Source organism: Roseateles sp. P1_C1_2 (genome assembly GCF_056406535.1).
The window spans coordinates 382,430-406,912 of record NZ_JBFUAB010000001.1 but is presented as its reverse complement, the minus strand read 5'-3'; the positions used below and the strand labels follow the sequence as shown (position 1 = coordinate 406,912).

The window sequence follows — 24,483 nt, the reverse complement described above, 5'->3', positions numbered from 1 at the left end:
AAAAACACAGCACTCTGCAAAGACGAAAGTCGACGTATAGGGTGTGACTCCTGCCCGGTGCTGGAAGATTAAATGATGGGGTGCAAGCTCTTGACTGAAGTCCCAGTAAACGGCGGCCGTAACTATAACGGTCCTAAGGTAGCGAAATTCCTTGTCGGGTAAGTTCCGACCTGCACGAATGGAGTAATGATGGCCACACTGTCTCCTCCAGAGACTCAGCGAAGTTGAAATGTTTGTGATGATGCAATCTCCCCGCGGAAAGACGGAAAGACCCCATGAACCTTTACTGTAGCTTTACATTGGACTTTGAACAGATCTGTGTAGGATAGGTGGGAGGCTTTGAAGTAAGGTCGCTAGATCTTATGGAGCCAACGTTGAAATACCACCCTGGTGTGTTTGAGGTTCTAACCTTGGCCCGTTATCCGGGTCGGGGACAGTGTATGGTGGGCAGTTTGACTGGGGCGGTCTCCTCCCAAAGTGTAACGGAGGAGTTCGAAGGTACGCTAGATACGGTCGGAAATCGTGTCGATAGTGCATTGGCATAAGCGTGCTTGACTGCGAGACTGACAAGTCGAGCAGGTACGAAAGTAGGACAAAGTGATCCGGTGGTTCTGTATGGAAGGGCCATCGCTCAACGGATAAAAGGTACTCTGGGGATAACAGGCTGATACCGCCCAAGAGTTCATATCGACGGCGGTGTTTGGCACCTCGATGTCGGCTCATCTCATCCTGGGGCTGTAGCCGGTCCCAAGGGTATGGCTGTTCGCCATTTAAAGAGGTACGTGAGCTGGGTTTAAAACGTCGTGAGACAGTTTGGTCCCTATCTTCCGTGGGCGCTGCARRWTTGAGRRAGCCTGCTCCTAGTACGAGAGGACCGGAGTGGACGMACCTCTGGTGTATCGGTTGTCACGCCAGTGGCATTGCCGAGTAGCTAAGTKCGGAAGAGATAACCGCTGAAAGCATCTAAGCGGGAAACTCGTYTCAAGATKAGWYYTGCCGGGGCCTAGAGCCCCCTRAAGRGTCGTTCGAGACCAGGACGTTGATAGGCTGGGTGTGGAAGCGCAGTAATGCGTTAAGCTAACCAGTACTAATTGCCCGTGAGGCTTGACCCTATAACTTTGAGAGTCTGTGCGCAGCACGTCTCAGGGTGAGTGTTCAAGTTATGTCGTTCTTCGAAGCTACGAAGACGCAATCAAATTAAGCTGATTCCGCAGYAAGTATTGATTACTTGCTGTGTGCAGACCAACTAGGAAACTAGTCCTCTGCTGACTCTACGAATTGGGTTTGTTGACTCYCGTCAACGAACCAACCAGTCAAGCCTGACGACCATAGCGACTTGGTCCCACTCCTTCCCATCCCGAACAGGACAGTGAAACGAGCCAGCGCCGATGATAGTGCGGATTCCCGTGTGAAAGTAGGTCATCGTCAGGCTATTTACCCCTCAAAACCCCTCCAGCTCAGGCTGCGAGGGGTTTTGTCTTTGGGGACAACGAAATAGGGTGGGAGGCTGACCCTCATCATGTCTGATCAACTTGATTTGCTCGGTTTCGATGACGCCAGACCCCCTTGGGAGCCGACGACGCCCAAGGGCCGCAAGCCGGCGAGCGAATACGAGCTGTTTCTGGCGCTGCGCCCCGACATCGCAAGTCAGCATGCGTCGCTTTCTGCTGCAGCTGAACTGCTTCAACTGCGCTATCGAGCGCCGACATCCAAACTGCGCCGACCATCGCTGTGGCATGTCACGTTGTTGGAACTCGGAAAATTCACGGGCGGCTACTCCGGTGAGGCGCTGAACGCGATCGAAGCTGCGTGTGATGGTGTGACGAGCAGGCTGACTCCGATCGCGCATGAAGGCCTTGTCAGCTTCCAGCCCAGCAACGCCTGCGTCTTGACCTGTTCGGCGGATACGACGCAGAGAGTCGCTCAACTCCGGCAGGATTTGACTGCAGCGCTCCGGGGTCGAGGAGTCAAGTGCAAAACGCCGCCAGCACCCCACATGACGCTTTTCTATGATGGGGAGCATCACCTGCCGATGACGTCATTGGATGAACCGTTGCGTTGGACTGCTGATGGCTTCGCGCTTCTCTGCAGCCATAAGGGATTGGGGCATCACGAGGTGGTTCGCCGATGGCCCGCCAGCCCCTGAGCTGCAAAAAAAAAGGGCCAGCATCAAGCTGGCCCTGCTCCGTCAGCTACTGACGCTCAGACGTTGAACAAGAAATGCAGCACGTCGCCATCCTTGACGACGTATTCCTTGCCTTCCGCGCGCATCTTTCCCGCATCCTTGGCGCCCTGCTCGCCGCGATGCTTGATGAAGTCGTCATAGGCGATGGTCTGGGCGCGGATGTAGCCGCGTTCGAAGTCGGTGTGAATGACCGCCGCCGCCTGGGGGCCGGTGTCGCCGATGTGGATGGTCCAGGCGCGCACTTCCTTCACGCCGGCAGTGAAATAGGTCTGCAAGCCCAGCAACTTGAAGGCGGCGCGGATCAGGCGGTTCAGCCCCGGCTCGTCCTGGCCCATCTCGGCCAGGAACATGGCGCGATCCTCGTCTTCCATCTCGGACAGTTCGGATTCGGTCTTCGCGCAGATCGCAACCACCGGGCCGTTCTGGGCCGCTGCATATTCCTGCAGGCGCTCGAGGAAGGGGTTGTTCTCGAAACCGTCTTCCGAGACATTGCCGACGAACATGGCCGGCTTGGCCGTGATCAGGCACAGCGGCTTGAGGATGACCAGCTCTTCCTTGCTGAAGTCGATGGTGCGCACCGGCTTGGCCTGATCCAGCGCGACCTGGCACTTCTCCAGCACCTTGACCAGCGCGATGGCTTCCTTGTCGCCAGCACGGGCGACCTTGTTGTAGCGGTGCAGGCTTTTCTCGACGGTGCCGAGGTCCGCCAGGCAGAGCTCGGTCTGGATCACCTCGATGTCGGAGATCGGGTCGACCTTGCCGTTCACGTGGATGACGTTCGGATCCTCGAAGCAGCGCACGACGTTGACGATGGCGTCCGTCTCGCGGATGTGGGACAGGAACTGGTTGCCCAGGCCTTCACCCTTGCTGGCGCCGGCGACGAGGCCGGCAATGTCGACGAATTCGACGACGGCCGGCATGACGCGTTCGGGCTTGACGATCTCGGCCAGGGCAGCCAGGCGCGGGTCAGGCAGCTCCACGATGCCGACGTTGGGCTCGATCGTGCAGAAGGGGTAGTTCTCGGCGGCGATGCCGGCTTTGGTCAGGGCGTTGAAGAGCGTGGACTTGCCGACATTGGGCAGACCCACGATGCCGCATTTGAGGCTCATGGCGAGAACTTTCCGTTGGGGAGGGCGGCCGGCGGCAAGCCGGCGCCAAAACGCGCATTTTAATCGGCCGGCGTGCCCGCGTTCCCGCCCCAGCCCCCGGCTCCGGTGCGGTCATACCCCCTGCCTACAATTGGCCGATGCAAAGTGTGGACGTGTTGGTCAGAGGGCGTGGCGCGGTCGGCAGCAGCCTGGCGCTCAGCCTGGCTTCTCAGGGGCTCGCCGTCGGCATGACCGGCGCGCCGGAGACGCCCCGCCCGGATGACGTCCGGACCTACGCGCTCAATGCCGCCTCGGTTGCGTTGCTGAGCGAGCTGAAGGTCTGGGACAGCCTCCCGGCCGATGCCGTCAGCCCCGTTTACGACATGATCGTCAGCGGCGACACCGTGGCCGACCAGCCCGCCGGGCGGCTGAGCTTTTCGGCCTGGCAGCAGGGCTTGCGCGAACTGGCCGTCATCGTGGACGCTGCCGCCTTGGATGCCCAGCTCGCGACGGCGTTGCGGTTTTCGCCTCACGTACGCAACGTGCCCGACAACACGCCGGCCGCATTGACCGCGCTGTGTGAGGGCCGCGAATCCGCCGCTCGCGCAGCGCTTGGCGTCGACTTCAAGCCCAGGCCCTATGGTCACCGCGCGCTGGCCGCGCGCCTGAGTGCCAGCCTTGCGCACCAGGGCGTTGCACGGCAGTGGTTTCAACCTGGCGGCGAAGTGCTGGCCCTGCTGCCTTTCGAGAAGCCGATGCCCGGTGCGTCCTACGGGCTTGTCTGGTCCTGCGCCGAGGCGCGGGCCGAGCAGCTGCAAGCCGCGACGCCGGCCGAATTCGAACGTGAGCTCAATGCCGCCACCGGCGGCGCCGCAGGGGAATTGAGCTTGGGCAGCGAGCGTTCGAGCTGGCCGCTGGCCCTCGCCCGCGCGGATGCCGTCAGCGGCCCGGGCTGGGTGCTGCTCGGCGATGCGGCTCACGTCGTCCACCCGCTGGCCGGCCAGGGCCTGAACCTGGGCCTGGGCGACGTCGCTGCACTCGCGCACGTCCTTGGCGAGCGCGAATCCTGGCGCCCCCTCGGCGACGAGCGCCTGCTGCGCCGCTACGCGCGCGAGCGCCTCGCGCCGACGCTTGCGATGGGCGAACTGACCGACGTGCTGCAACGCCTTTTCGCCAACTCCTCCCCCGCCGTCCAGGGCCTGCGCAACCGCGGTCTGGATGTGCTCAACCAACTCACCCCCGTCAAGCGCTGGCTGACCCAGCGCGCTCTCGGGCTCTGAACCTCAACCGACTCCTCATCGTGCGCCCTTCTGTCCTCAGCCTTCTGGCCGGCCTGCTCGTCATCGCCAGCCTGCCCTCCCTGGCCAACGAGGCCGCCATCCGCAAGGCCATCGCCGAACGCATGCCCAATGCCCCCAAGGTCGACGAGGTGCGTCCCGCGCCCATGCCGGGCTTGTGGGAGATCCGCATCGGCAACGAGGTTCGCTACACCGACCCCACGGGCAGCTTCCTCATCGAGGGCGAACTCTTCGACCTGAAGGCCAAGAAGAACCTGACCGAGGAGCGCGTCACCCAGCTCAACCGGATCGACTTCGCCAGCTTGCCTTTCAAGGACGCGGTGATGTGGAAGAGTGGCAACGGCAAGCGCCGCATCGCTGTCTTTGCTGACCCGAACTGCGGCTATTGCAAGCGCTTCGAGAAGGGCCTGCAGGAGCTGAAGGACGTGACCGTCTACACCTTCCTCATTCCCATCCTCGGTGGAGATTCGCCGGAGAAGACGCGCGCTATCTGGTGCGCCAAAGACAACGCCAATGCCTGGCTTGGCTGGATGCTCAAGGGCGAGCAGCCGGCCAAGCCGGCGGCGTCCTGCGATGACGCCGCCATCGAGCGCAATCTGGCGCTCTCCCGCAAGATCCACGTCAACGGTACGCCCGCCATCCTGCTGGAAGACGGCAACCGCATCCCAGGTGCCGTCAGCCCCGTGGAGCTGGAGAAACGCCTGCAAGCCCTGGCCGCGCCGGCCAGCAAGTCCTGACCTCGATGAGCGCTGCACACCGCGAGCTCGCGCATCGCCTGGGCTATGCCGGGCTCATTCCCTTTGTGCTCGGCTGCGCGCTGATCTGGCTGATCGGCGACCGCGACCTCGACCAGCACACCTTTGTCAGCCTCGGCCTGTCGGCCTATGCCGGCCTCATCATCGCCTTTCTCGGCGGCATCCACTGGGGCCTGTCCTTCACCCGTGGTCTGATCGGGCGCCAGCCGCTGGTCTGGGGTGTCAGCGCGGCGCTGCTGGGCTGGTTGGGCGTGTTGATGCCACCGTACGCGGGGCTGGCCCTGCATGGGGGCGTGCTGATTGCCTGCTACCTTGTCGATAGACGCGTCTACCCGCATTTCGGCGCGGCCGACTGGCTGACCCTGCGCTTCCGGCTCACCGCCGTTGCGTCGCTGAGCTGCTTTCTCGCCGCCGCGGGCAGCTGATGCGCGGGCCCAGCTACCGGATCGAACTGGCCGATATCGCGGCCCATCGTTATCGCGTCACGCTGACCCTTCCCAGTCCGGCGGCCGAGCAGCGTTTCAGCCTGCCGGTGTGGATCCCCGGCAGCTATCTGGTGCGGGAGTTCGCCAAGCACCTGAGCGGGCTGAGGGCCCACCAGGGCAGCCGTGAACTGCCGGTCGAACAGGTGGACAAGGCGAGCTGGCTGGTGCGCTGCAGCGGCCAGGCCCGGGCCAAGGCATTGACCCTGAGCTACGAGGTCTACGCCTTCGACGCCTCGGTGCGCACCGCCTGGCTGGACAGCGCACGCGCCTTCTTCAACGCCAGCAGCCTGTGCCTGCGCGTCCATGGCCGCGAGGCAGAGATGCATCGCCTGGAGCTGGCCGCCGTGCCCGAGGATTGGCATGTCGCGACCGAGATGCGCGCTGGCCATGAAGCATGGGAAGCCGGCAGTTACGACGAACTGATCGACCATCCCTTCGAGATCGGCCCGCACTGGCAGAGCGAATTCACCGCGGCCGGCGTGCCACACCGCGTCGTCGTCGCCGGCGCCTGGCCGAGCTTCGACGGCGAGCGCCTGCTGGCCGATGTGCAGCGCATCTGCGAGGCCCAGATCGGGTTCTGGGGCGGCGCGCCGTTCGAGCGCTACAGCTTCCTGCTGTGGGCCCTGGACGACGGCCACGGCGGCCTGGAGCACCGCGCCAGCACGGCTCTCATCTGCGCGCGACGCGAACTGCCCACCGCCGCGGAAAGCAGCGCACCCAGCGACAACTACGCGCGCCTGCTCGGCTTGTTCAGCCATGAGTACTTCCATGCCTGGAACGTCAAGCGGCTGCGCCCAGCCGAGTTCGCCAGCTTTGACTATCAGCGCGAGAACTACACCGAGCTGCTGTGGTTCTTCGAGGGCTTCACGAGCTACTACGACGAGCTGATGCTGTGCCGTGCCGGCCTGGTCGACGCGCCGCGTTATCTGAAGCTGCTGGCGGCGAGCGTCAATGGCGTGCTGGCCTCGCCCGGCCGGCGCGTGCAGCCGCTGGCCCAGGCCAGCTTCGAGGCGTGGACCAAGTATTACCGCCCCGACGAGAACAGCGTCAACGCGACGAGCAACTACTACGCCCAGGGCGCGCTGGTGGCGCTCTGCCTGGACCTGAGCCTGCGGGCCCACAAGTCCAGCCTGGATGCCATGATGGCGCAGTTGTGGCAGGTCAGCCAGGGCGGCCCGATCAGCGAGGCCGACATCCTCGGCGCGGTGCGTGCCCTTGCCGGCGACGAAGTAGCGGCCCAGTTGCACGGCTGGGTGCACGGCCAAGGCGAGCTGCCCCTGCGCGAGCTGCTCCAGGACCATGGCATCGCCTGGCGCGACGAGGGGCGGGCCAGCGTCGCCCAACGCCTGGGCCTGCGCGTGCGCGAGGCCGCGCTCACCGGCATCGGTGTGACGCATGTGCTCGCCGGCGGTGCGGCGGAGGCCGCGGGTGTCAACGCGCGCGACGAAATCCTCGGCTGCAATGGCTGGCGCCTGCGTCGGCTCGACGATGCTCTGACCTTGCTCGGCAGCGGCGAGACGCGGTTGCGCCTGCTCGTCAGCCGGGACCAGCGCCTGCTCGAGCTCGAGGTCGCGCTGCCTGCGCCCCGGTCGGCGTCGGTCGCCCTGTCGCTGGCCGACGGTCCTCACGCCGCGCGTCGACGCTGGCTCGGCGCCTGAAGCGGCCATGAAGAAGTGGCGGCCACCGGCCCTGCTGGTGCTGGCCGTGCTGGGCTTGCATCTGCTGCTTGGCCAGGAGGTGCAGCGCATCCATGACGGCTGGGTCCATGACGGGCCGCCGCCCATGCCGCCGCGCATGCAGGTGGCCCTGGTGCGCGAGATGCAGTTGCAGCCGCCGCCGGCCCTGCGTGCACCGGCGCCGCGACCGCCCAGGCCACCCGCCCCGGTGACGGCAGCACGCGCGGCGTTGCCTGCCGAGGCCGCCTCAGCGCCCGAGCCGCCCGCTGCATCGGCCCCACAGCCACCCGAGCCGCTCGTCGCCGCGGCGTCGGCGCCCGAACTGCCCGCTTCCGTCAGCCCCGCCGCTTCGGCAACTGCCGATGATGAGCCCGGTCCCGAGTGGCCGCTGTCCACACGGCTCAGCTACGTGCTGACCGGCAACTACCGCGGCCCGGTCAGCGGCCAGGCCCAGGTCGAATGGCTGCGCAAGGGACGGGACTATCAGATCCATCTCGACGTCGGCGTCGGCCCGAGCTTCGCGCCGCTGATCACGCGGCGCATGAGCAGCCAGGGCCAGCTGACGCCCGAGGGCATCGCACCGCAGCGCTATGACGAAGAAACCAAGGTCATCCTCAGCGACGCTCGCCGCGCCAGCGTGTTCTTCCTGGGCACCGAAGTGCAACTGGCGAACGGTGCACGCGAGCCTGCGCCGCGTGGGGGGCAGGACGCCGCCAGCCAGTTCGTCCAGCTGACCTGGCTCTTCCTGACGGGCCGCGAGGCCCTGCAGGCCGGGCGCGTGGTGCAGTTCCCGCTGGTGCTGCCACGCCGCCAGTACGCCTGGCCGTACGAGGTGGTGGGCGAGGAAATGCTGGACACGCCGATGGGTCCGCTGGCCAGCTGGCATCTCAAGCCCACCCGCACGCCCAACGGCGGCGACCTGAGCGCCGAAGTCTGGCTGGCGCCGACCCTGCAATACCTGCCGGTGCGTCTCGTCATCCGCCAGGACGCCGACACCTATATCGACCTCATGCTCAAGAGCGCGCCGCTGCAGGCCGCGCCAGAATCCAGCAACGGCATCCCCAGGAGACTCAGCCAATGACCTACGAATGCATCATCACCGCCGTCCATGGCGACGGCCCGCGCAAGACCGGCCTGATCACGCTGAACCGCCCCAAGGCGCTGAATGCGCTCAATGACCAGTTGATGGACGAGATGGGCGCAGCTTTGTTGGCCTTCGACGCCGACGACGGCATCGGCTGCATCGTGCTGACCGGCTCGGAGCGTGCCTTCGCGGCCGGTGCCGACATCCCGACCATGCTGCCGCACACCTTCGCCAGCGCCTTCAAGAGCGGCCTGATCTCGAAGAACTGGGAAACCATCCTGCAGGTGCGCAAGCCCGTCATCGCGGCGGTGGCCGGCTTTGCGCTGGGTGGCGGCTGCGAGCTGGCCATGATGTGCGACTTCATCATCGCGGCCGACTCGGCCAAGTTCGGCCAGCCCGAGATCAAGCTCGGCATCGTGCCCGGCGCCGGCGGCACCCAGCGCCTGCCGCGCGCCGTGGGCAAGAGCAAGGCCATGGACATGCTGCTGACGGCCCGCATGATGGGCGCCGCCGAGGCCGAGAGCGCCGGCCTGGTGTCGCGCGTCGTGCCGGCCGACAAGCTGCTCGAAGAAGCCCTGGCCGCGGCCGAGACCATCAATGGCTTCAGCGGCCCCTCGGTCATGCTGATCAAGGAGCTCGTCAACCTCGCCTACCAGGGCCCGCTGACGGACGGCGTGGCCGTGGAGCGCCGCTATTTCCACGCGCTGTTCGGCAGCCACGACCAGCGCGAAGGCATGGAAGCCTTCCTGGCCAAGCGCGCGCCGAACTTCGAACACCGTTGATTGGATGTGGCGAAACGATGACGAACTAGGGATGACTGTTTGTGTTGAATGAATAGTCACTTCCCGCCAGCCTAGTATTTCTACCAAGACCGGCTCCCTACAGTTCAGGCCATGGACACCGCGGTCGCGATGTCCGAATGACCCCGAAGCAGGACCTTCCTGCAGTCACTGAAGGAGCCCGTCATGAGCAAGCTGTCTACCGTCATCGCCGCCACGCTGCTGATCGCCGCTGGTGCCGCATCCGCCCAAACCGCCCCGCTGACCCGCGAGCAAGTCATTGCCGATCTGGTCGCAGCCCGCAACAGCGGTGAACTGGCCGCCATCCAGGGCGAAAAGGGCGTCGAAGTGACGACCCCCGCCAGCGCCAAGGCTGCCGCCGTCGCCACCGTCAAGCTGCCCCGCCAGGCCGTGCTGACCGTCAAGGCGACCGAAGTGCGCGTCGACGAGAAGATCGCCGCCGCCCAGGCTGCCGACCATGGCGAGAACGCCGCCCGCGAGCTGGGTGATTTCCCGGCGCCCGTCGTGCGCCGCGCCTCCGCCATGGCTTCCGCGAAGTAAGCGCACTGAAACAAAGCGGTTTCAAGCCGATGAAAGGCGACCCGAGAGGGTCGCTTTTTTGTTGTCAGCGTTCCTAGAATCCGCGGCCCGGACAGAACGGGCGTTGGAGACAAGATGCGCAAACAGCAGATGTGGGCAGCGGCGACGCTGGTGATGGGTTCCCTGGCCTCGATGACAGCGTTGGCTGCCGGCCCGGTGGTCGGCGTGAGCTGGTCCAATTTCCAGGAAGAACGCTGGAAGACCGACGAGGCCGCAATCAAGGCCGAACTGGCTCGCCTGGGTGCGAGCTATGTGAGCGCCGACGCCGGCGGCTCGCCCGAGAAGCAGCTCGGCGACGTCGAGTCGCTGTTGGCCAAGGGCGCCAAGGTGCTCATCATCCTGGCCATGGACAAGGACGCCATCGTCCCCGCGCTGAACAAGGCCAAGGCGCGCAAGGTGCCGGTGGTGGCCTATGACCGTCTCATCGAGGCGCCCGAAGTGTTCTACCTGACCTTCGACAACCGCGAGGTCGGCCGCCTGCAAGCCAAGGCCGTGCTGGCCGTGAAGCCGCACGGACGCTACGTGATGATCAAGGGCTCGCCCAGCGACCCGAACGCCGACTTCCTGCGCGCCGGCCAACAGGATGCGCTGGCCGATGCGGTCAAGAAGGGCGACGTGAAGATCGTCGCCGAGGAATACACCGACGGCTGGAAGCCCGAGGTGGCGCAGAAGAACATGGAGCAGATCCTGACGCGCCTGAAGGGCGGCGTCGACGCGGTCGTGGCCAGCAACGACGGCACGGCCGGCGGCGCCATCGCGGCGCTGGCGGGCCGCGGCATCAAGGGCGTGCCGGTCAGCGGCCAGGACGCCGACCACGCCGCGCTGAACCGCGTCGCGCTGGGCACGCAGACGGTGTCGGTCTGGAAGGACTCGCGCGCTCTGGGCAGGGAAGCCGCTTCTGCCGCCGTGCAACTGGCCGCTGGCCAGGCGGTGCCGGGCGCCGCAGCCTGGGCGGGCGGCGAACGCAAGGTCAGCCTGCAAGCCAAGTTCCTCGCGCCGGTGGCCATCACGCAGGCCAACCTGGGCGAAGTCATCAGCGCCGGCTGGATCAGCAAGGCGGTGGCCTGCAAGGGTGTCGACGCGGCCAAGGCGCCGGCGGCCTGCAAATAGGAGGCCGGATGAGCGCCCAGACCCAGCGGCTCGCCGTCATGGCGGCCGTGCTGGTGGCCATCGCCATCGGCTTTCACGTGCTCACCGGCAGCTTCCTGACGGCCGAGAACCTCTACAACATTGCGCAGCAGACGGCGGTCGTCGGCATCGTCGCCAGCGGCATGGCGCTGATCATCGTCGCGCGGCAGATCGACCTCGCCGTGGGCTCGCTGCTCGGCGCCGTGGGCGTGCTGATGGCCTGGCTGCAGTACACCCAGGGCTGGTCGGTCATCGCGTCGCTGTTCGCCGGCCTGGGGCTGGCGCTGGCGGTGGGCCTGTTCCAGGGCTGGCTGTCGGCCGTCATCGGCATCCCGTCCTTCGTCGTGACGCTGGGCGGCCTGGTGTCGCTGCGCGGCGTGGCCTTCCTGGTGGCCGACGGCAAGACGCAACCCGTCACCGAGCCCTGGCTGCTGGCGCTGGGCGGCGGCATCGACGGCTCGCTGGGCGAGCGCGGCAGCTGGCTGCTGGGCGTGGCCCTGGTGGCGCTGTTCTGGGGGTGGCAGCTGGTGCAGCGCCGCGCGCAGTTGCGTGCCGGCGGCGTGCCGGCCAATGCCCGCCATGAGTTGTTCAAGGGTGGTCTCGCCGCGCTCGCGGTGTTCGGCACCGTGGCGGTGTTCAACGCCTACCGCCTCGAAGGCCAGGAGCAGGGCCAGGGCCTGCCGCTGCCGCTCGTCATCTGGGTGGCGGTCGTGCTGGTGCTGGGCTTCGTGGCCAAGCACACGCGCTTTGGCCGCTATGTCTATGCCATCGGCGGCAACCCCGACGCGGCACGCCTGGCGGGCATCCCGGTGCGGCGCGTGATGATCCAGTTGAACCTGCTGCTGGCCGCCTTGGTGGCGCTGGCGGCCGTGGTCGCGATGGCGCGCCTGAATGCGGGCACGAACTCGATGGGCACCGGCATGGAGCTGACCGTCATCGCGGCGGCCGTCATCGGCGGCGTGAGCCTCGCCGGCGGCAGCGGCAGCGTGGGCGGCACAGTGCTCGGCGCCCTCATCATCCAGAGCATCGACAGCGGCCTGCTGCTGACCGACGTGACCATAGGCTGGCGCATGGTCGTGCTCGGCCAGGTGCTGGTGGCCGCAGTTGTCTTCGATCGTGTGGTGCAGAAATGACGGCCCTGCTTGAAGTGCGCGAGGCGCGCAAATCCTTTGGCGGCGTGCATGCGGTCGACGGCATCTCCTTGAGCCTGGCACCCGGCGAAGTGCTGGCCGTGCTGGGCCACAACGGCGCCGGCAAGTCCACGCTGATGCAGATGATCGCGGGCGCGCTGCCTTTCGACGGCGGCGAACTGCTGCTGAACGGCGCGGCGGTGAAGTTCGCGAGCCCGGCCGATTCACGCGCCGCCGGCATCGAAACCATCCACCAGAAGCTGGCGCTGGCCGACAACCTCGACTCGGTCGCCAACCTCTTCCTCGGCCGCGAACTGCGCACGCGCTTCGGCCTGCTCGACGACGCCGCCATGCGCGCCGCCGCCGTGCCGCTGTTCGCGCGGCTGAACCCCAACTTCAAGAACATCGCCGACCCGGTGATGTCCTTGTCGGGCGGCCAGCGCCAGGTGGTTGCGATCGCCCGGGCGCTGCAGTTCAAGGCCCGCGTGCTGATCATGGATGAGCCCTGCGCGGCGCTGGGCCCGGCCGAGACGGCGATGGTGCATGACCTGATCCGCCGGCTGAGCGCCGAGGGCGTGGGCATCCTGCTCGTCACCCACGACATGCCGGATGTGTTCGCGCTGTCGAACCGCCTGGCCGTCATGAAGAACGGTCGTCTGGTGGGCGTCTGCCGCACCGCTGACGTCAACGAGGACGAGGTGTTGGCGATGATCATTGCGGGGAAGGCGCCAGCGGTTGCAGCGGTTTAGTTGTTTCTCATTCTGTTCAAAATTCTAGTTGTGACTAGAATGAGAAACATATGCCTGCCAAAGCGCCGCCCGTTCCGCCCAACGTCGCCACCCAGTTGCAAGCGCTGGGCGAGCGCATTCGCGCCCAACGCGAGCGGCAGAAGGTGACGGCGACCGACGCTGCCGAGGCGGCGGGCATGTCGCGCGTGACGCTGCACCGCGTGGAGCGCGGCGAGCCTTCGGTGACCATGGGCGCCTACCTGAGCGCGATGTCGGCCGTCGGGCTGAGCCTGCAGGTGCGCGAGCCCGAAGTGCCATTCGCGTCGGCGCTGCCGGCCGTGGTGCGTCTGGAGGCCTACCCCGCGCTCAAGCAACTGGCCTGGCAACTGCCCGGCGTGACCGAACTGAGCCCTGCGCAGGCCCTCGACCTCTACGAGCGCAACTGGCGCCACCTCGACCGCGAGGGCCTGGAGCCGCAGGAGCGGCGGCTGATCCAGGCGCTGGTCGACGAGCTGGGGGGAGGGCGGCTGCTTGTTTGAGCGCGAGCACCACCGCCGCATCGCGGCCGTGCTCGCCGCGCTGGATGCCGACGTGCTGGCCGCTCACGCCTGCTGGTTTGGCGGCGGCACCGCCATGGCGCTGCGTTATGGCGAGTACCGCGAGTCGGTGGACATCGACTTTCTCGTGTCCGACCTCGCCGGCTATCGCAAGCTGCGCCAGTTGCTGACCGGCCCGGCAGGCCTTGGCGCCCTCGTTCGGGCAGGTGCCGAACTGGCGCCGGTGCGTGAGCTGCGCGCAGACCAGTACGGCTTGCGCACGCTGGTACGTGAAGCCGGGGTGGCGATCAAGTTCGAGATCGTGCTGGAGGCCCGCATCGCTTTCGATCCGCCCGGCCTGGCCGACGCCATCGCTGGTGTGCTCGGGTTGACGCCGCTGGACCTCGCCGCGGGCAAGCTGCTGGCCCTCGCCGATCGCTGGCGCGATGACAGCGTCTTCAGCCGCGACCTCATCGACCTCGCCATGATGCGGCCTGCCAAGCCCCTGCTGCGCGCGGCCATCGCCAAGGCCGCGACGGCCTATGGCGACAGTGTCGAGAGCAGCCTGGACAGCGCGGTGCAGGACTTGCGGGAACGCCCCCATCGGCTGGATGCCTGCATGGGGGCGATGCAGATGACGACCCTGTCCAAGGCCCAGCTGTGGGCCCGGATCAAGGCGCTCGAAAAGCGCTGAGCGTCAGGCCTCGCGGCGCAGTGCGGGGAACAAGATGACGTCGCGGATCGACGGCGAATCCGTGATCAGCATCATCAGCCGGTCGATGCCGATGCCGCAGCCGCCGGTCGGAGGCATGCCGTATTCCAGCGCGCGGATGAAGTCGGCGTCGAAGAACATCGCCTCCTCGTCGCCGGCGTCCTTGTTGGCCACCTGGGCGTGGAAGCGCGCGGCCTGGTCCTCGGCGTCGTTCAGCTCCGAGAAGCCGTTGGCGTATTCGCGGCCGGTGATGAAGAGCTCGAAGCGTTCCGTGATCTGCGGATTCGCGTCCGACGCGCGGGCCAGCGGCGACACCTCGACGGGGTAGTCGATGATGAAGGTGGGCTCCCAGAGCTTCTCTTCCACGACCGCCTCGAACAGGCCGAACTGCAGCTCGGCCAGGCTCCAGCGGGCGGGCGCGTCTTCACCGGCAGCCTTGATCCTGGCACGCAGCACCTCGGCATCGCCAGCCTCCGCTTCGGTCAGCCCGGCGAACTGGATCAGCGAGTCCCGTACCGACACGCGCGCAAACGGCTTGTCCAGCGCCACGGGCTTGCCGGCGTAGGTCAGCGCGGCGCTGCCGGTGGCGGCAACGGCTGCATGGCGCAGCACGGCCTCGGTGAAGTCCATCTGGTCGTGATGCGTCCAGTAGGCCGCATAGAACTCCATCATCGTGAACTCGGGGTTGTGCCGGACCGAGATGCCTTCGTTGCGGAAGTTGCGGTTGATCTCGAACACGCGCTCGAAGCCGCCCACCACCAGCCGCTTCAGGTAGAGCTCCGGCGCGATGCGCAGGAACATCTCCTGGTCCAGCGCGTTGTGGTGGGTCTTGAAGGGCTTGGCGTTCGCGCCACCTGGGATGGGGTGGAGCATCGGCGTCTCGACCTCCAGGAAGCCGTGGTCCACCATGAAGCTGCGGATGGCCGAAACAGCCTTGGAGCGCGCCGTGAAGCGCTTGCGGGCGTCCTCATCGGTGATCAGGTCGACATAGCGCTGGCGGTACTTCTGCTCCTGGTCGGTCATGCCGTGGAACTTGTCCGGCAGCGGGCGCAGGCTCTTGGTCAAGAGGCGCAGCGTCGTCACGGCGACGGACAGCTCGCCGGTCTTGGTGCGCATCAGCGTGCCCTCGGCGCCCAGGATGTCACCCAGGTCCCAGTGCTTGAAGGCGTCGTAGACCTCGGGGCCGACGTTGTCGATGGTCACGCGCAGCTGGATGCGGCCGGTGGCGTCCTGCAGCGTGCAAAAGCTCGCCTTGCCCATCATGCGCTTGAGCATCATGCGGCCGGCCACGCTGACCTTGACGGCCTGCGGCTCGAGCTCCTCGTTGGGCATCTCGCCGTACTGGGTCTGCAGCGGCACCGCGCGGTGTTGGGGCTTGAAATCGTTCGGGAAAGGCACCGCCGTGGCAGCCCGCAGCGCGGCCAGTTTGCCGCGGCGCTCGGCGATCAGTTGGTTGTCGTCGGTGGCGGGAGTCGGAGGGGTCGTGGTCATTGCGGGCCTTCAGTCGAACCCTAGATTCTAGAATCTCATGTCCCATGAGCCCTTCACATCGCCGGCTCGCCCCCGACCATCACCCTATCGTGACCCACAACCCCGCCGCTCGTCGCCCCATACCGTGCTTTGACGGTCTGCGCCGCGCGACCGCATGCGGTGGCCGGCGATGCGCGCAGCGGAGCGCGCCATGCTGAGCGGGGGGCTCAAGCTCGTCCTCATCGGCGACGGCGAAAGTTCCGAGCTACTCAAGTGGGCAACGGTGTTGGCGCCACGCGTGCACCTCCATGCCATCTCGTCTCGCGGCTTTTTGCCCGAGTGGAATCGAGTGGTGCCGGACGCCCGGCGCCTTGCCCTGCATCTGCAGTTTCAGGCGAGTGGGTGGAACACCGCGCTGCTGCGCAGCTTGTCCCGGGTCGGCGCTTGGCTGAAGGACACCGACGCTGACTGGCTGCATGTCCATGACCTGGCTGCCTATGGCACCCTGGCCTGGGGGGTGAGGGCCGGCTGGCGGCTGCGTGCAAGGCTGTCGGGTTCGGTCGCAGACGATGATGGCGCGCCGCTGCTGTCGCAGCGGGGCTGGAGCGACCGCTGGCTGAGACGCCGGGTGCTCAAAGCCTGTGCGGTCGTGGCCACGGGTGCACAGCCTCTGGCCGACGAATTGCGCCAGCTGGGCGCCGACGAGCTCATCGTCGTGCCTGAGGGACTGGAGGCGCTGCCGCGGCAGAACGCCAAGAAGGAGCCCTGGCTCTTCTTTGCCAACGGCGCCATGGAACCGAACCAGCGGCCGCAACTGGTGATCGAAGCCTTTGCGCGCGTGCTGAAGGCTTGCCCGCCGGCGCGGCTGGTGATGGCCAGCGATGGGCCGCTGCGGCCCTATCTGGAGGCTGACGTGGCCGCCAGAGGCCTGGCGGACAAGGTCAGCTTTGCGGGGCGACTGGATGCCGAGGACTGTGCCCGCCATCTGGCCAAGGCGACCTGGTACTTCAGCCTGCCCGAGAGGGCGGCCTCCTCCATCCCGGCGCTGGAGGCGATGGGCCATGCCTGTGTGCCCATCCTGTCGGACTTGGCCGCTCACCGAGCACTGGTGGGCAGCTCCGAGCGCGGATTCATCCTGGACAAGGTGCAATCCCTGGTCAAAGGCATGGCGCAGATGGACGCGGCCCAGATCGGTGTCGCCAATCGGCAATGGGTGGCCCGGCATGGGCTTTTCGAGCCGGGCGCGCAGCGCTTCCTGGTTCGGCTGCGCGAGCTGTCTTCGTGAGGCCGATGGCTGCGACGGATGATCCTGCCAAGCCAGCCGGGCACCGCCGCTTGATGGCACCCGCCGTGCGGTCGATGCTGTGGCAGGGGCTGGGGTCAGCGTCCACGCTGGCCTGTGCAGCCTGGGTGTCTCTCTACCTGGGCATTGGCGCGCAAGGTGAGTTCGCCCTGATCAAGAGCTGGTTCGACGCGGCCATGGTGCTGGCGGCCCTGGGCTTGCCGCAGGGCTTGCTGCACCTGCAATACCGACTGAAGTTCTCGGGGTACCAGATCTGCCGGCAGTTGGCGCCCTGGGTGGCTGGCGTGGGAGGAGTCTGCATCGTGCTGGGCTTGGTGATGCTCGCCCTGGGCTGGCCCCAGGTTGCCGCCTTGCTCATTGCTCTGCCTTGCGGCGTTTCTCATCTGTTGGCCCGGTCGGTGGTGATTGTGGAGCGAGGCGTGGTGGTCTTCGGCTTCATCACGGCGCTGCCCGCGATGCTGTTGCTGCTGGCATTGCTGGTCTGGACGCTTGGCGGTCAGGCGCAGCATTTCGAATGGCCGCTGTTGGTCAGCACCGGCCTCGCCGGCGCCTGGGCCGTGGCGCAGGCGTGGCGCTCGGCGTTTCGCTCGGAACGGCGCTCCGAATTGCCCTGGCCGGGACGCGAGTTGTGGTCAGTGTGCGCCCAGAGCTGGTGGCAGATGGCGTTTGGCAGCCTGCTCGGTGCCGCCCTGCTCAGCACGGTGGCCGGCCTGGGAGGAGAGTCGGCCGCGGTGGGTGAGGCCTCGCTGGGGATCTATGTCTACCAGTTGTTCGCCACTCTGGCTGGCTATCTGGCGCCACTGCTGTATGACCATTTTGCGCGCCAGCACACGCCGACCTTGCGCCGCTGGCCGCGCCCGGCGCGGCTGGCCGCGCTGTCCGCCTTCGCCGCGGCCCTGCTTGGCCTGGGAGCCTGTGCCCTGCATCCGGATTGGTCCCGGTGGTTGATGCCCATGTCCCTGATGACCCTGGCCAGCGTTGYCGCGGTGGCTGCCCGCGTGACGGGTACGGTGTTGCTGGCCCGGGGCGACTACCTGGAGCTCAGCGCGCAGGCTGCCTGGCGGCTGGTACTGGCGGTCCTGGTGGTGGCAGTCTCACTGCGCGTCTTGCCGTCGGCCGCCGCCGTGGCGTTGGCCTTGCTCACCATCGAATCGGCCACCTGGTGGCGCGCAGCGCGGCGACTGAAAAAGGGACAGGCTTGACCCGGGACTTGCTGCTCTTCACCGCGAATCATCCCTTCACGCACAACGGTGGCGAGACCATGTTCGTGGCGCCGGAGCTGCCATGGCTTTGCCGCCGGTTCGACCGCGTGCTCGTGGTGCCGCTTTACGACGGCGGGCGACAGCTCGATCTGCCGCTCGGCGCCGAGGTCGATCGTGGCCTCGCGAGACGCTGGCGCCGCTTTGCGCCCTGGTATCTGCTGGCGGCACTGGCCTGGCCGGGCATGCTCGGCGAGTTGGTCAAGGCGCTGCGTCAGGGCGGCCTGCTGGGTGCCGCGCGCGCCTGGCGTTGGGCGGGCGTGGCGTCGGCCACCTGGGCCTGGCTGCGTGCCCGGCCCGCGGGTGCGCAACCTCTACTCCTCTACAGCTATTGGCGCGGCGGGCAAACGCTCGCTGCGCTGCGCTGGGCCGAGGGTCGGGCTGGGGCCCGGGTGGTGACGCGGGTGCACCGCTATGAGCTGTACGAGGACGCCTTTGATCCACCCTTCCAGCCTTGGACCCGGATCTACCGCCAGGTCGATCTGACGATGACGATTGCCCGGCACGGACTGGAGCATCTGGTGGCACGTGGCGTGCCCCGCGAACGCCTGAGCCTGGCCAGGCTCGGGGTGGCCGCGGCACGGTCGCGCGCGCAGGCATCGGCGGACAGTGTCTGGCGCGTCGTCTCGTGCAGCAACGTCATCGCCTTGAAGCGGGTCGATCTGGTGGCGCAGGCACTCATGGCGCTCGCCAGGCGACACGAGAGCCAGGCTATCGAGTGGATCCACTTCGGTGACGGCCCGGCGCTCGCGTCCGTGCAGGCCCTGCTGGCCGATGCGCCGGGCAATCTGCAGGCGCATCTCAAGGGCGCCGTGCCCAACTCGGCGGTGCTTGAGCACTACGTGACCCAGCCGGTTGATGTCCTCGTGCTGTTGTCCAGCAGCGAAGGACTGCCGGTGTCGATCCAGGAAGCCCTGGCTCATGGCATCACCGTGTTGGCGACCGACGTGGGCGGGGTTGCCGAAGCGGTGGACCGGTCCGGAGACAATGGCCGGCTGTTGCCGCCCGACCCCTCGAGCGGCGACGTGGTGATCGCGCTTGAGGAGTTGCTCCTGGCCGATGCGCCGCAGCGGACTCGCCAGCGCGATGCCGCGTGGCAGCGCTGGGCCGAGGACTTCGACGCCGAGCGCAATCACGCCGCCACGGCCAATCGGCTGGCGGAACTCTGACTAGGCTTTCTATGGACCTCAACCCCGAGACCTTGGACTATCTTCATGGTCGACGCTTTTCCAACGGGCACGATTTCAAGATCGACGCGACGCGACCCGGCCTGAAGCGTTCGTCGCGGCTGATGGAACTGTCGCGTGGGCAGCGCGTCCTGCATGTGGGCTGCTGTGACCACCTGGAACTCATTCGCGAAAAGATCAAGCTCGATCTCTACCTGCATCAGAAGCTGTGCCGCGTGGCGCAGCATTGCGTGGGCGTGGATACCAATGCCGAGGGCGTCGCGATGTTGCGCGAGCTGGGCTTTCCTGAGGTGTACCTGCCCGACGACACGCCGGAACAGGAGTTCGACATCTGCCTGATGGCCGATGTGATCGAGCATGTCGGCGATCCGGTGAGCTTCCTGCGCTCGATGCGGCGCTATCGCTTCAAACGCCTGGTCGTGGTCACGCCCAACGTCTTCCGCTGGCGCAACAGCCTGCCGGGGGCTGAGCGCATCAACACGGACCACAGGTTCTGGTTCTCTCCGTACACCTTGAGCAAAGTGCTTGTCGACGCGGGCTACGAGCCGGCGGCGGTGGAACTCTGCCATGGGGACTACGCCACCTGGAAGGGATCCCTGGCCGCGTCGTTGACGGATTGGGTGCCGCGCTGGCGTGACACGCTGCTGGTCCAGGCCCGGCCATGAAGCAGGCGCAGGCCTGGCAGCCCGGCAAATTCGTTCGTCGCGGCGGACGACTGCGCAGCAGCAGGGATGTGGCTGAAGTCGGAAGGGGCTCGCGCCTCATCACCGACCAGGTGGCGCGCGTCTATGACAAATATCTCCCGGTTTACGCCCGCGGCCGGTTGCTGGACCTGGGCTGTGGCAAGGTGCCGTTGTACGAGGCTTACCGCGATCGGGTGGACAGCGTCTTCTGTGTGGACTGGGCACCCACCACGCCGGTCGATCACCTGGACCTGTGCTGTGACCTGGCCCAGCCGCTGCCTCTTCCCTCGGCGTCCTACGACACCATCATCCTGTCGGACGTCCTGGAGCACATTCCCGAACCGGCCTTGCTGTTCAGCGAGATCACGCGACTGTTGGCGCCCGGCGGGCGGCTGCTGATGAATGTGCCGTTCTTCTACTGGCTGCACGCCCACCCTCACGATTACTACCGCTACACCGAGTTCGCGCTGGCGCGCTTCGTGCAGTTGAACGGATTGCGGTTGCAGACGATGCAGCCACTGGGCGGGGCGCTGGAAGTGCTGGCCGACCTGGTCGCCAAGCTGCTCGACAAGGTGCCCCTGGTGGGTGGGGCGCTGGCCTTGGCTGTCCAGGGCGCGGCGTCCCTGTTCGGCCGGACGCCCTTGGGTGCGCGGCTGGCTCTCAAGTCCGCCGGGCACATGCCGCTGGGCTACTTCCTGGTTGCCGAGAAGCCGCTAGCGCCGTGAGGATCCTCCTCGTCAACCACTACGCCGGCTCGCCCGCTCACGGCATGGAGTTCCGGCCCTACTACCTGGCCCGCGAATGGGTCAGGCAGGGGCATGAAGTCACCATCGTCGCGGCCAGCCACTCGCATGTGCGGGCCGTGCAGCCCGAGATGGCCGGGCTGCCGCGCGAGGAGATCATCGACGGCATCCGCTACCGCTGGCTGCCGGTGCCCAGCTACCAGGGCAATGGTGTGGGCCGGCTGCGCAACATCATGTCCTTCCTGCGCCAGCTGCGCGCCGACGCCTGGCGGCTGACGCGCGAGTTCCGGCCCGATGCCGTCATCGCGTCCAGCACCTATCCGATGGACGTCTGGGTCGCGAAGAAGCTGGCCAAACTCGCCAAGGCCAAATTGGTCTACGAGGTGCACGACCTCTGGCCGCTGTCGCTGATCGAGCTGTCCGGCATGTCGCCGCGCCACCCCTTCGTGCTGATGTGCGGTAAGGCTGAAGCCGATGCCTACCGCGACGCCGACGTCGTCGTCTCCATGCTGCCCTGCGTGCATGAACACATGGCGTCCCGGGGCCTGGACCTGAAGCGGCTGCGCGTCGTGCCCAATGGCTTTGCACCCGAGGAATGGCAGGGCGAGAGCGCGCCGCTGGGCGAGACGCTGAAGGCCCATCTCGACGCCGAACGCGCCGCCGGCCGTGTCATCGTCGGCTATGCGGGCTCCATGGGCCTGCCCAATGCGCTGGACGTGCTGCTGGATGCTGCCGCCCAGCTGCGCGACCAGCCCATCAGCTTCGTGCTGGTCGGCAGCGGCCACGAGGCTGCGCGGCTGGCCGAGCGTGCAGAAGCCGAAGGGCTGAAGAACGTACGCTTCTTCGCCCCCATCCCCAAGGCCCAGATTCCGACGCTGCTGAGTCACTTCGACATTGCCTACATCGGCTGGCAGCGCACGCCCATCTACCGCTTCGGCATCGCGCCCAACAAGCTCATCGACTACCTGATGGCCGGCCGTGCGGTGCTGCATTCGGTGGAGGCCGGCAACGACCCGGTCGCCGAGGCCGGCGCGGGCCTGACCGTCCCGCCGGAGGATGCCGAGGCCGTGGCCCAGGGCCTGCTGAAGCTGGCGTCGCTGTCGCCCGCCGAGCGCGAGGCCATGGGTCAACACGGCCGTGCTTTCGCCATGGCTCATCACGCCTACCCCGTGCTGGCAGCCCGCTTCATCGAGGCCTTGTCATGAACGAGCTGGAACAGATCGCCGAGCGTTACGCGCGCCGTGATGCCGTCGACCGCTACAGCCTGCTGCGCCCCGAGGTCTGGCAGATGTGGCAGGAGCGCCAGCGCGAACTGCTGAAGCTGCTGGCCACCCGCCCGGGCCGTCCCGCCGACTGGCATGCGACGGAAGTCGGCTGCGGTGCCGGTGGCAATCTGCTGGACCTGCTGCGGCTGGGCCTGACACCGTCTCATCTGAGCGGCGTCGAGCTGCTGCCCGAGCGCCTGGCAGCGGCCCGCGCCAGCCTGCCCGAAGGCGTGCGCCTGATGGCGGGCGACGCCGCGGTGGCCGACGTCGCGCCCGCGAGCCAGGACCTCGTGCTGCAGTCCACCGTCTTCTCATCCATCCTCGACGACGCTCTGCAGCAGCGCGTGGCCGACGCCATGTGGCATTGGTTGAAGCCGGGCGGCGCCGTCGTCTGGTACGACTTCACCGTCAACAACCCGCGCAACCCCGATGTGCGCGGCGTGCCGCTGCGGCGCGTGCGCGAGCTCTTTCCGCAGGGGCGCTTCACGGCCCGCCGCGTGACGCTGGCGCCGCCGCTGGCCCGGGCCCTGCCGGCCGCCTATTTGCTGCTCAACCTCGTCCCCTGGCTGCGCACCCATCGCCTGGTGCTGATCGAAAAACCCTGATCGTCGAAAATCCCGCCCCATGAGTGCCCAGCCCGTCCTTCCTTTCCTGCCATTCGCCCTGCCCGACCTCGGCGACGACGAGATCGCCGAAGTCGTCGACACGCTGAAATCCGGCTGGATCACGACCGGTCCCAAGGCCAAGCGCTTCGAGCAGGCCTTTGCCGACTTCCTGGGCGACCCGCAGATCGAATGCATCGCCGTCAATTCGGCCACCGCCGGGCTGCACCTGGCGCTGGAGGCCATCGGCCTGGGCCCCGGCGACGAAGTCATCACGACGACCCACACCTTCACGGCCACCGCCGAGGTCGTGCGCTACCTCGGCGCCGACGTGAAGCTGGTCGACGTCGACCCGGTCACGCTGAACATCGACATCGCCGCCATCGAGGCCGCGATCACGCCCAAGACCAAGGCCATCCTGCCGGTGCACTACGCCGGCCTGGCGGTCGACATGCTGGCCATTCTCGACATCGCCCGCCGCCACGGCCTGCGCGTCATCGAGGACGCAGCCCACGCGCTGCCGACGACGCTGGAGAAGGAGCTGATCGGCACCTTGGGCAGCGACGCCACCGTCTTCAGCTTCTATGCCAACAAGACGATGACGACGGGCGAGGGCGGCATGCTGGTCACGCGCAATGCCGAGCTGGCCAAGCGCGCCCGCGTCATGCGCCTGCACGGCATGAGCCGCGACGCCTTCGACCGCTTCACGGCCAAGGTGCCGAGCTGGTACTACGAGATCATCGCGCCCGGCTTCAAGTACAACCTGACCGACATCGCCGCCGCATTGGGCCTGCACCAGCTCAAGCGCCTGCCGGCCTTCCAGGTGCGCCGCGAGCAGATCGCGATGCGCTTCAACGAGGCCCTGGCCGGCCTGCCGCTGATCCTGCCGCCGCTGGCGCCCGAAGGCGACACGCATTCCTGGCACCTCTACGTCGTGCGCCTGTCCGACGCGGCCGGCATCACGCGCGACGCCTTCATCGAGGGCATGTATGCCGCCGGCATCGGCTGCAGCGTGCATTACGTGCCCCTGCATCTGCACCCCTATTGGCGCGACCGCTACGGCCTGACGCCAGAGCAGTTCCCGCATTCGCAAAAGGTCTTCGAGCGCACGGTCAGCCTGCCGCTGTACACGGCCATGAGCGATGCGGATGTCGAGCGCGTCATCGCCGCCGTGCGTGGCCTGCTGAGTTGACCAAGCGGCTGTTCGATGTGATCTGTTCGGCGCTGGGCCTGCTGGTTCTGTCGCCGCTGCTGCTGCTGGCCGCCATTTGGGTCAAGCTCGACTCGCCCGGCCCGGCGCTGTTTCGCCAGACCCGCGTCGGCCGCCACGGCGTGCCCTTCACCATCCACAAGTTCCGCACCATGCGTGTCGAGCCGGGCGCGGCCATCACGGTCGGCGTCGACCCGCGCATCACCCGCTCGGGCCAACTGCTGCGCCAGACCAAGCTGGACGAGCTGCCCCAACTCTGGGACGTGCTGCGCGGCGCCATGAGCCTGGTCGGCCCGCGGCCGGAACTGCCGCGCTATGTCGAGTTCTATCCGGCCGAGCTGCGTGAGCGCGTGCTGGCGGTGCGGCCTGGGATCACCGACCCTGCCTCGCTCGCTTTCAGCCGCGAAGCCGAACTGCTCGCCGCCGCGGCCGACCCAGAGCGCGAATACCGCGAGGTCGTGATGCCGGCCAAGCTCCGGCTGTCGGCTGACTATGCGGCCAGCGCCAGCCTGGCGACCGACCTGCGGCTGATCTTCGCGACGCTGGCTCGCGTCGTTCGCGGCTGACAAGGCCGAGC

At 67.0% G+C, this 24,483-nt stretch carries 24 protein-coding genes and 2 rRNA genes; 24 read left to right on the top strand and 2 right to left on the bottom strand.

The window, feature by feature from the left end:
* The 3 genes from AC1D2H_RS01800 to AC1D2H_RS01790 all read left to right on the top strand — a co-directional run.
* Positions 1-1,112 (top strand): 23S ribosomal RNA (locus tag AC1D2H_RS01800); the annotation flags it as partial.
* Between the two features lie 206 nt (positions 1,113-1,318).
* A 5S ribosomal RNA gene (gene rrf, locus AC1D2H_RS01795) occupies positions 1,319-1,431 on the top strand.
* An 88-nt stretch (positions 1,432-1,519) separates the two neighbouring features.
* On the top strand, positions 1,520-2,146 hold the full coding sequence (locus tag AC1D2H_RS01790) for a 2'-5' RNA ligase family protein (RefSeq protein WP_478009664.1): 627 nt from the start codon (positions 1,520-1,522) through the stop codon (positions 2,144-2,146).
* 56 nt (positions 2,147-2,202) lie between these two features.
* On the opposite strand, the gene ychF is transcribed toward AC1D2H_RS01790, so the two are convergent.
* Complete coding sequence (gene ychF, locus AC1D2H_RS01785) at positions 2,203-3,294, bottom strand: redox-regulated ATPase YchF (protein WP_478009663.1); 1,092 nt, start codon at positions 3,292-3,294, stop codon at positions 2,203-2,205.
* Positions 3,295-3,431: 137 nt separating this feature from the next.
* Here ychF and AC1D2H_RS01780 point away from each other — a divergent pair, with 137 nt between their 5' ends.
* The 12 genes from AC1D2H_RS01780 (at position 3,432) to AC1D2H_RS01725 (ending at position 14,166) form a co-directional block, all read left to right on the top strand.
* Positions 3,432-4,553 carry an FAD-dependent monooxygenase gene (locus AC1D2H_RS01780; protein ID WP_478009662.1) on the top strand — a complete coding sequence of 374 codons (1,122 nt, stop codon included), beginning with the start codon at positions 3,432-3,434 and terminating at the stop codon, positions 4,551-4,553.
* A 20-nt stretch (positions 4,554-4,573) separates the two neighbouring features.
* Positions 4,574-5,308 (top strand): DsbC family protein, encoded by a 735-nt coding sequence (locus tag AC1D2H_RS01775; RefSeq protein ID WP_477937884.1) that lies wholly within the window; start codon positions 4,574-4,576, stop codon positions 5,306-5,308.
* 5 nt (positions 5,309-5,313) lie between these two features.
* Positions 5,314-5,751 (top strand): DUF3429 domain-containing protein, encoded by a 438-nt coding sequence (locus tag AC1D2H_RS01770; protein ID WP_477937882.1) that lies wholly within the window; start codon positions 5,314-5,316, stop codon positions 5,749-5,751.
* On the top strand, positions 5,751-7,469 hold the full coding sequence (locus AC1D2H_RS01765; protein WP_478009661.1) for a M61 family metallopeptidase: 1,719 nt from the start codon (positions 5,751-5,753) through the stop codon (positions 7,467-7,469). Before AC1D2H_RS01770 ends, AC1D2H_RS01765 begins: the two co-directional genes overlap by 1 nt.
* A gap of 7 nt (positions 7,470-7,476) precedes the next feature.
* Positions 7,477-8,568, top strand: a complete 1,092-nt coding sequence (locus tag AC1D2H_RS01760; protein WP_478009660.1) for a DUF3108 domain-containing protein — start codon at positions 7,477-7,479, stop codon at positions 8,566-8,568.
* Positions 8,565-9,353: an enoyl-CoA hydratase gene (locus AC1D2H_RS01755; protein ID WP_478009659.1), complete on the top strand. Its 789-nt coding sequence runs from the start codon at positions 8,565-8,567 to the stop codon at positions 9,351-9,353. The genes AC1D2H_RS01760 and AC1D2H_RS01755 overlap by 4 nt, the downstream gene beginning before the upstream one ends.
* Positions 9,354-9,536: 183 nt before the next feature.
* Positions 9,537-9,911 (top strand): DUF4148 domain-containing protein, encoded by a 375-nt coding sequence (locus AC1D2H_RS01750; protein WP_477937874.1) that lies wholly within the window; start codon positions 9,537-9,539, stop codon positions 9,909-9,911.
* 114 nt (positions 9,912-10,025) lie between these two features.
* Positions 10,026-11,060 carry a substrate-binding domain-containing protein gene (locus AC1D2H_RS01745; protein WP_478009658.1) on the top strand — a complete coding sequence of 345 codons (1,035 nt, stop codon included), beginning with the start codon at positions 10,026-10,028 and terminating at the stop codon, positions 11,058-11,060.
* A gap of 8 nt (positions 11,061-11,068) precedes the next feature.
* Entirely contained in the window at positions 11,069-12,211 is a 1,143-nt protein-coding gene (locus tag AC1D2H_RS01740) for a sugar ABC transporter permease (protein ID WP_478009657.1), read from the top strand.
* Positions 12,208-12,957 (top strand): ATP-binding cassette domain-containing protein, encoded by a 750-nt coding sequence (locus tag AC1D2H_RS01735; protein ID WP_478009656.1) that lies wholly within the window; start codon positions 12,208-12,210, stop codon positions 12,955-12,957. Before AC1D2H_RS01740 ends, AC1D2H_RS01735 begins: the two co-directional genes overlap by 4 nt.
* 50 nt (positions 12,958-13,007) lie before the next feature.
* Positions 13,008-13,475, top strand: coding sequence for a helix-turn-helix domain-containing protein (locus tag AC1D2H_RS01730; RefSeq protein ID WP_478009655.1), 468 nt, complete (start codon positions 13,008-13,010; stop codon positions 13,473-13,475).
* The gene (locus AC1D2H_RS01725) at positions 13,468-14,166 is read left to right on the top strand and encodes a nucleotidyl transferase AbiEii/AbiGii toxin family protein (RefSeq protein WP_478009654.1); all 699 of its coding nucleotides are present in this window, start codon (positions 13,468-13,470) and stop codon (positions 14,164-14,166) included. Before AC1D2H_RS01730 ends, AC1D2H_RS01725 begins: the two co-directional genes overlap by 8 nt.
* Positions 14,167-14,169: 3 nt before the next feature.
* On the opposite strand, the gene lysS is transcribed toward AC1D2H_RS01725, so the two are convergent.
* On the bottom strand, positions 14,170-15,675 hold the full coding sequence (lysS, locus tag AC1D2H_RS01720; protein WP_478009653.1) for a lysine--tRNA ligase: 1,506 nt from the start codon (positions 15,673-15,675) through the stop codon (positions 14,170-14,172).
* Positions 15,676-15,865: 190 nt separating this feature from the next.
* Between lysS and AC1D2H_RS01715 the strand changes: the two genes are divergently transcribed.
* From AC1D2H_RS01715 to AC1D2H_RS01675, 9 genes are all read left to right on the top strand, one after another.
* Positions 15,866-16,939 (top strand): glycosyltransferase family 4 protein, encoded by a 1,074-nt coding sequence (locus tag AC1D2H_RS01715; RefSeq protein WP_478009652.1) that lies wholly within the window; start codon positions 15,866-15,868, stop codon positions 16,937-16,939.
* 125 nt (positions 16,940-17,064) lie between these two features.
* On the top strand, positions 17,065-18,159 hold the full coding sequence (locus tag AC1D2H_RS01710; RefSeq protein WP_478009651.1) for a hypothetical protein: 1,095 nt from the start codon (positions 17,065-17,067) through the stop codon (positions 18,157-18,159).
* Positions 18,160-18,167: 8 nt separating this feature from the next.
* Positions 18,168-19,385, top strand: coding sequence for a glycosyltransferase (locus AC1D2H_RS01705; protein ID WP_478009650.1), 1,218 nt, complete (start codon positions 18,168-18,170; stop codon positions 19,383-19,385).
* An 11-nt stretch (positions 19,386-19,396) separates the two neighbouring features.
* Complete coding sequence (locus tag AC1D2H_RS01700; RefSeq protein WP_478009649.1) at positions 19,397-20,068, top strand: class I SAM-dependent methyltransferase; 672 nt, start codon at positions 19,397-19,399, stop codon at positions 20,066-20,068.
* A gap of 68 nt (positions 20,069-20,136) precedes the next feature.
* Entirely contained in the window at positions 20,137-20,811 is a 675-nt protein-coding gene (locus tag AC1D2H_RS01695) for a class I SAM-dependent methyltransferase (RefSeq protein ID WP_478009648.1), read from the top strand.
* Entirely contained in the window at positions 20,808-22,034 is a 1,227-nt protein-coding gene (locus AC1D2H_RS01690) for a glycosyltransferase family 4 protein (RefSeq protein WP_478009647.1), read from the top strand. The genes AC1D2H_RS01695 and AC1D2H_RS01690 overlap by 4 nt, the downstream gene beginning before the upstream one ends.
* Complete coding sequence (locus AC1D2H_RS01685) at positions 22,031-22,699, top strand: methyltransferase domain-containing protein (RefSeq protein WP_478009646.1); 669 nt, start codon at positions 22,031-22,033, stop codon at positions 22,697-22,699. Before AC1D2H_RS01690 ends, AC1D2H_RS01685 begins: the two co-directional genes overlap by 4 nt.
* Positions 22,700-22,718: 19 nt before the next feature.
* Complete coding sequence (locus AC1D2H_RS01680; protein WP_478009645.1) at positions 22,719-23,888, top strand: DegT/DnrJ/EryC1/StrS family aminotransferase; 1,170 nt, start codon at positions 22,719-22,721, stop codon at positions 23,886-23,888.
* Positions 23,885-24,472 carry a sugar transferase gene (locus tag AC1D2H_RS01675; RefSeq protein ID WP_478009644.1) on the top strand — a complete coding sequence of 196 codons (588 nt, stop codon included), beginning with the start codon at positions 23,885-23,887 and terminating at the stop codon, positions 24,470-24,472. Before AC1D2H_RS01680 ends, AC1D2H_RS01675 begins: the two co-directional genes overlap by 4 nt.
* Positions 24,473-24,483 lie beyond the last annotated feature (11 nt).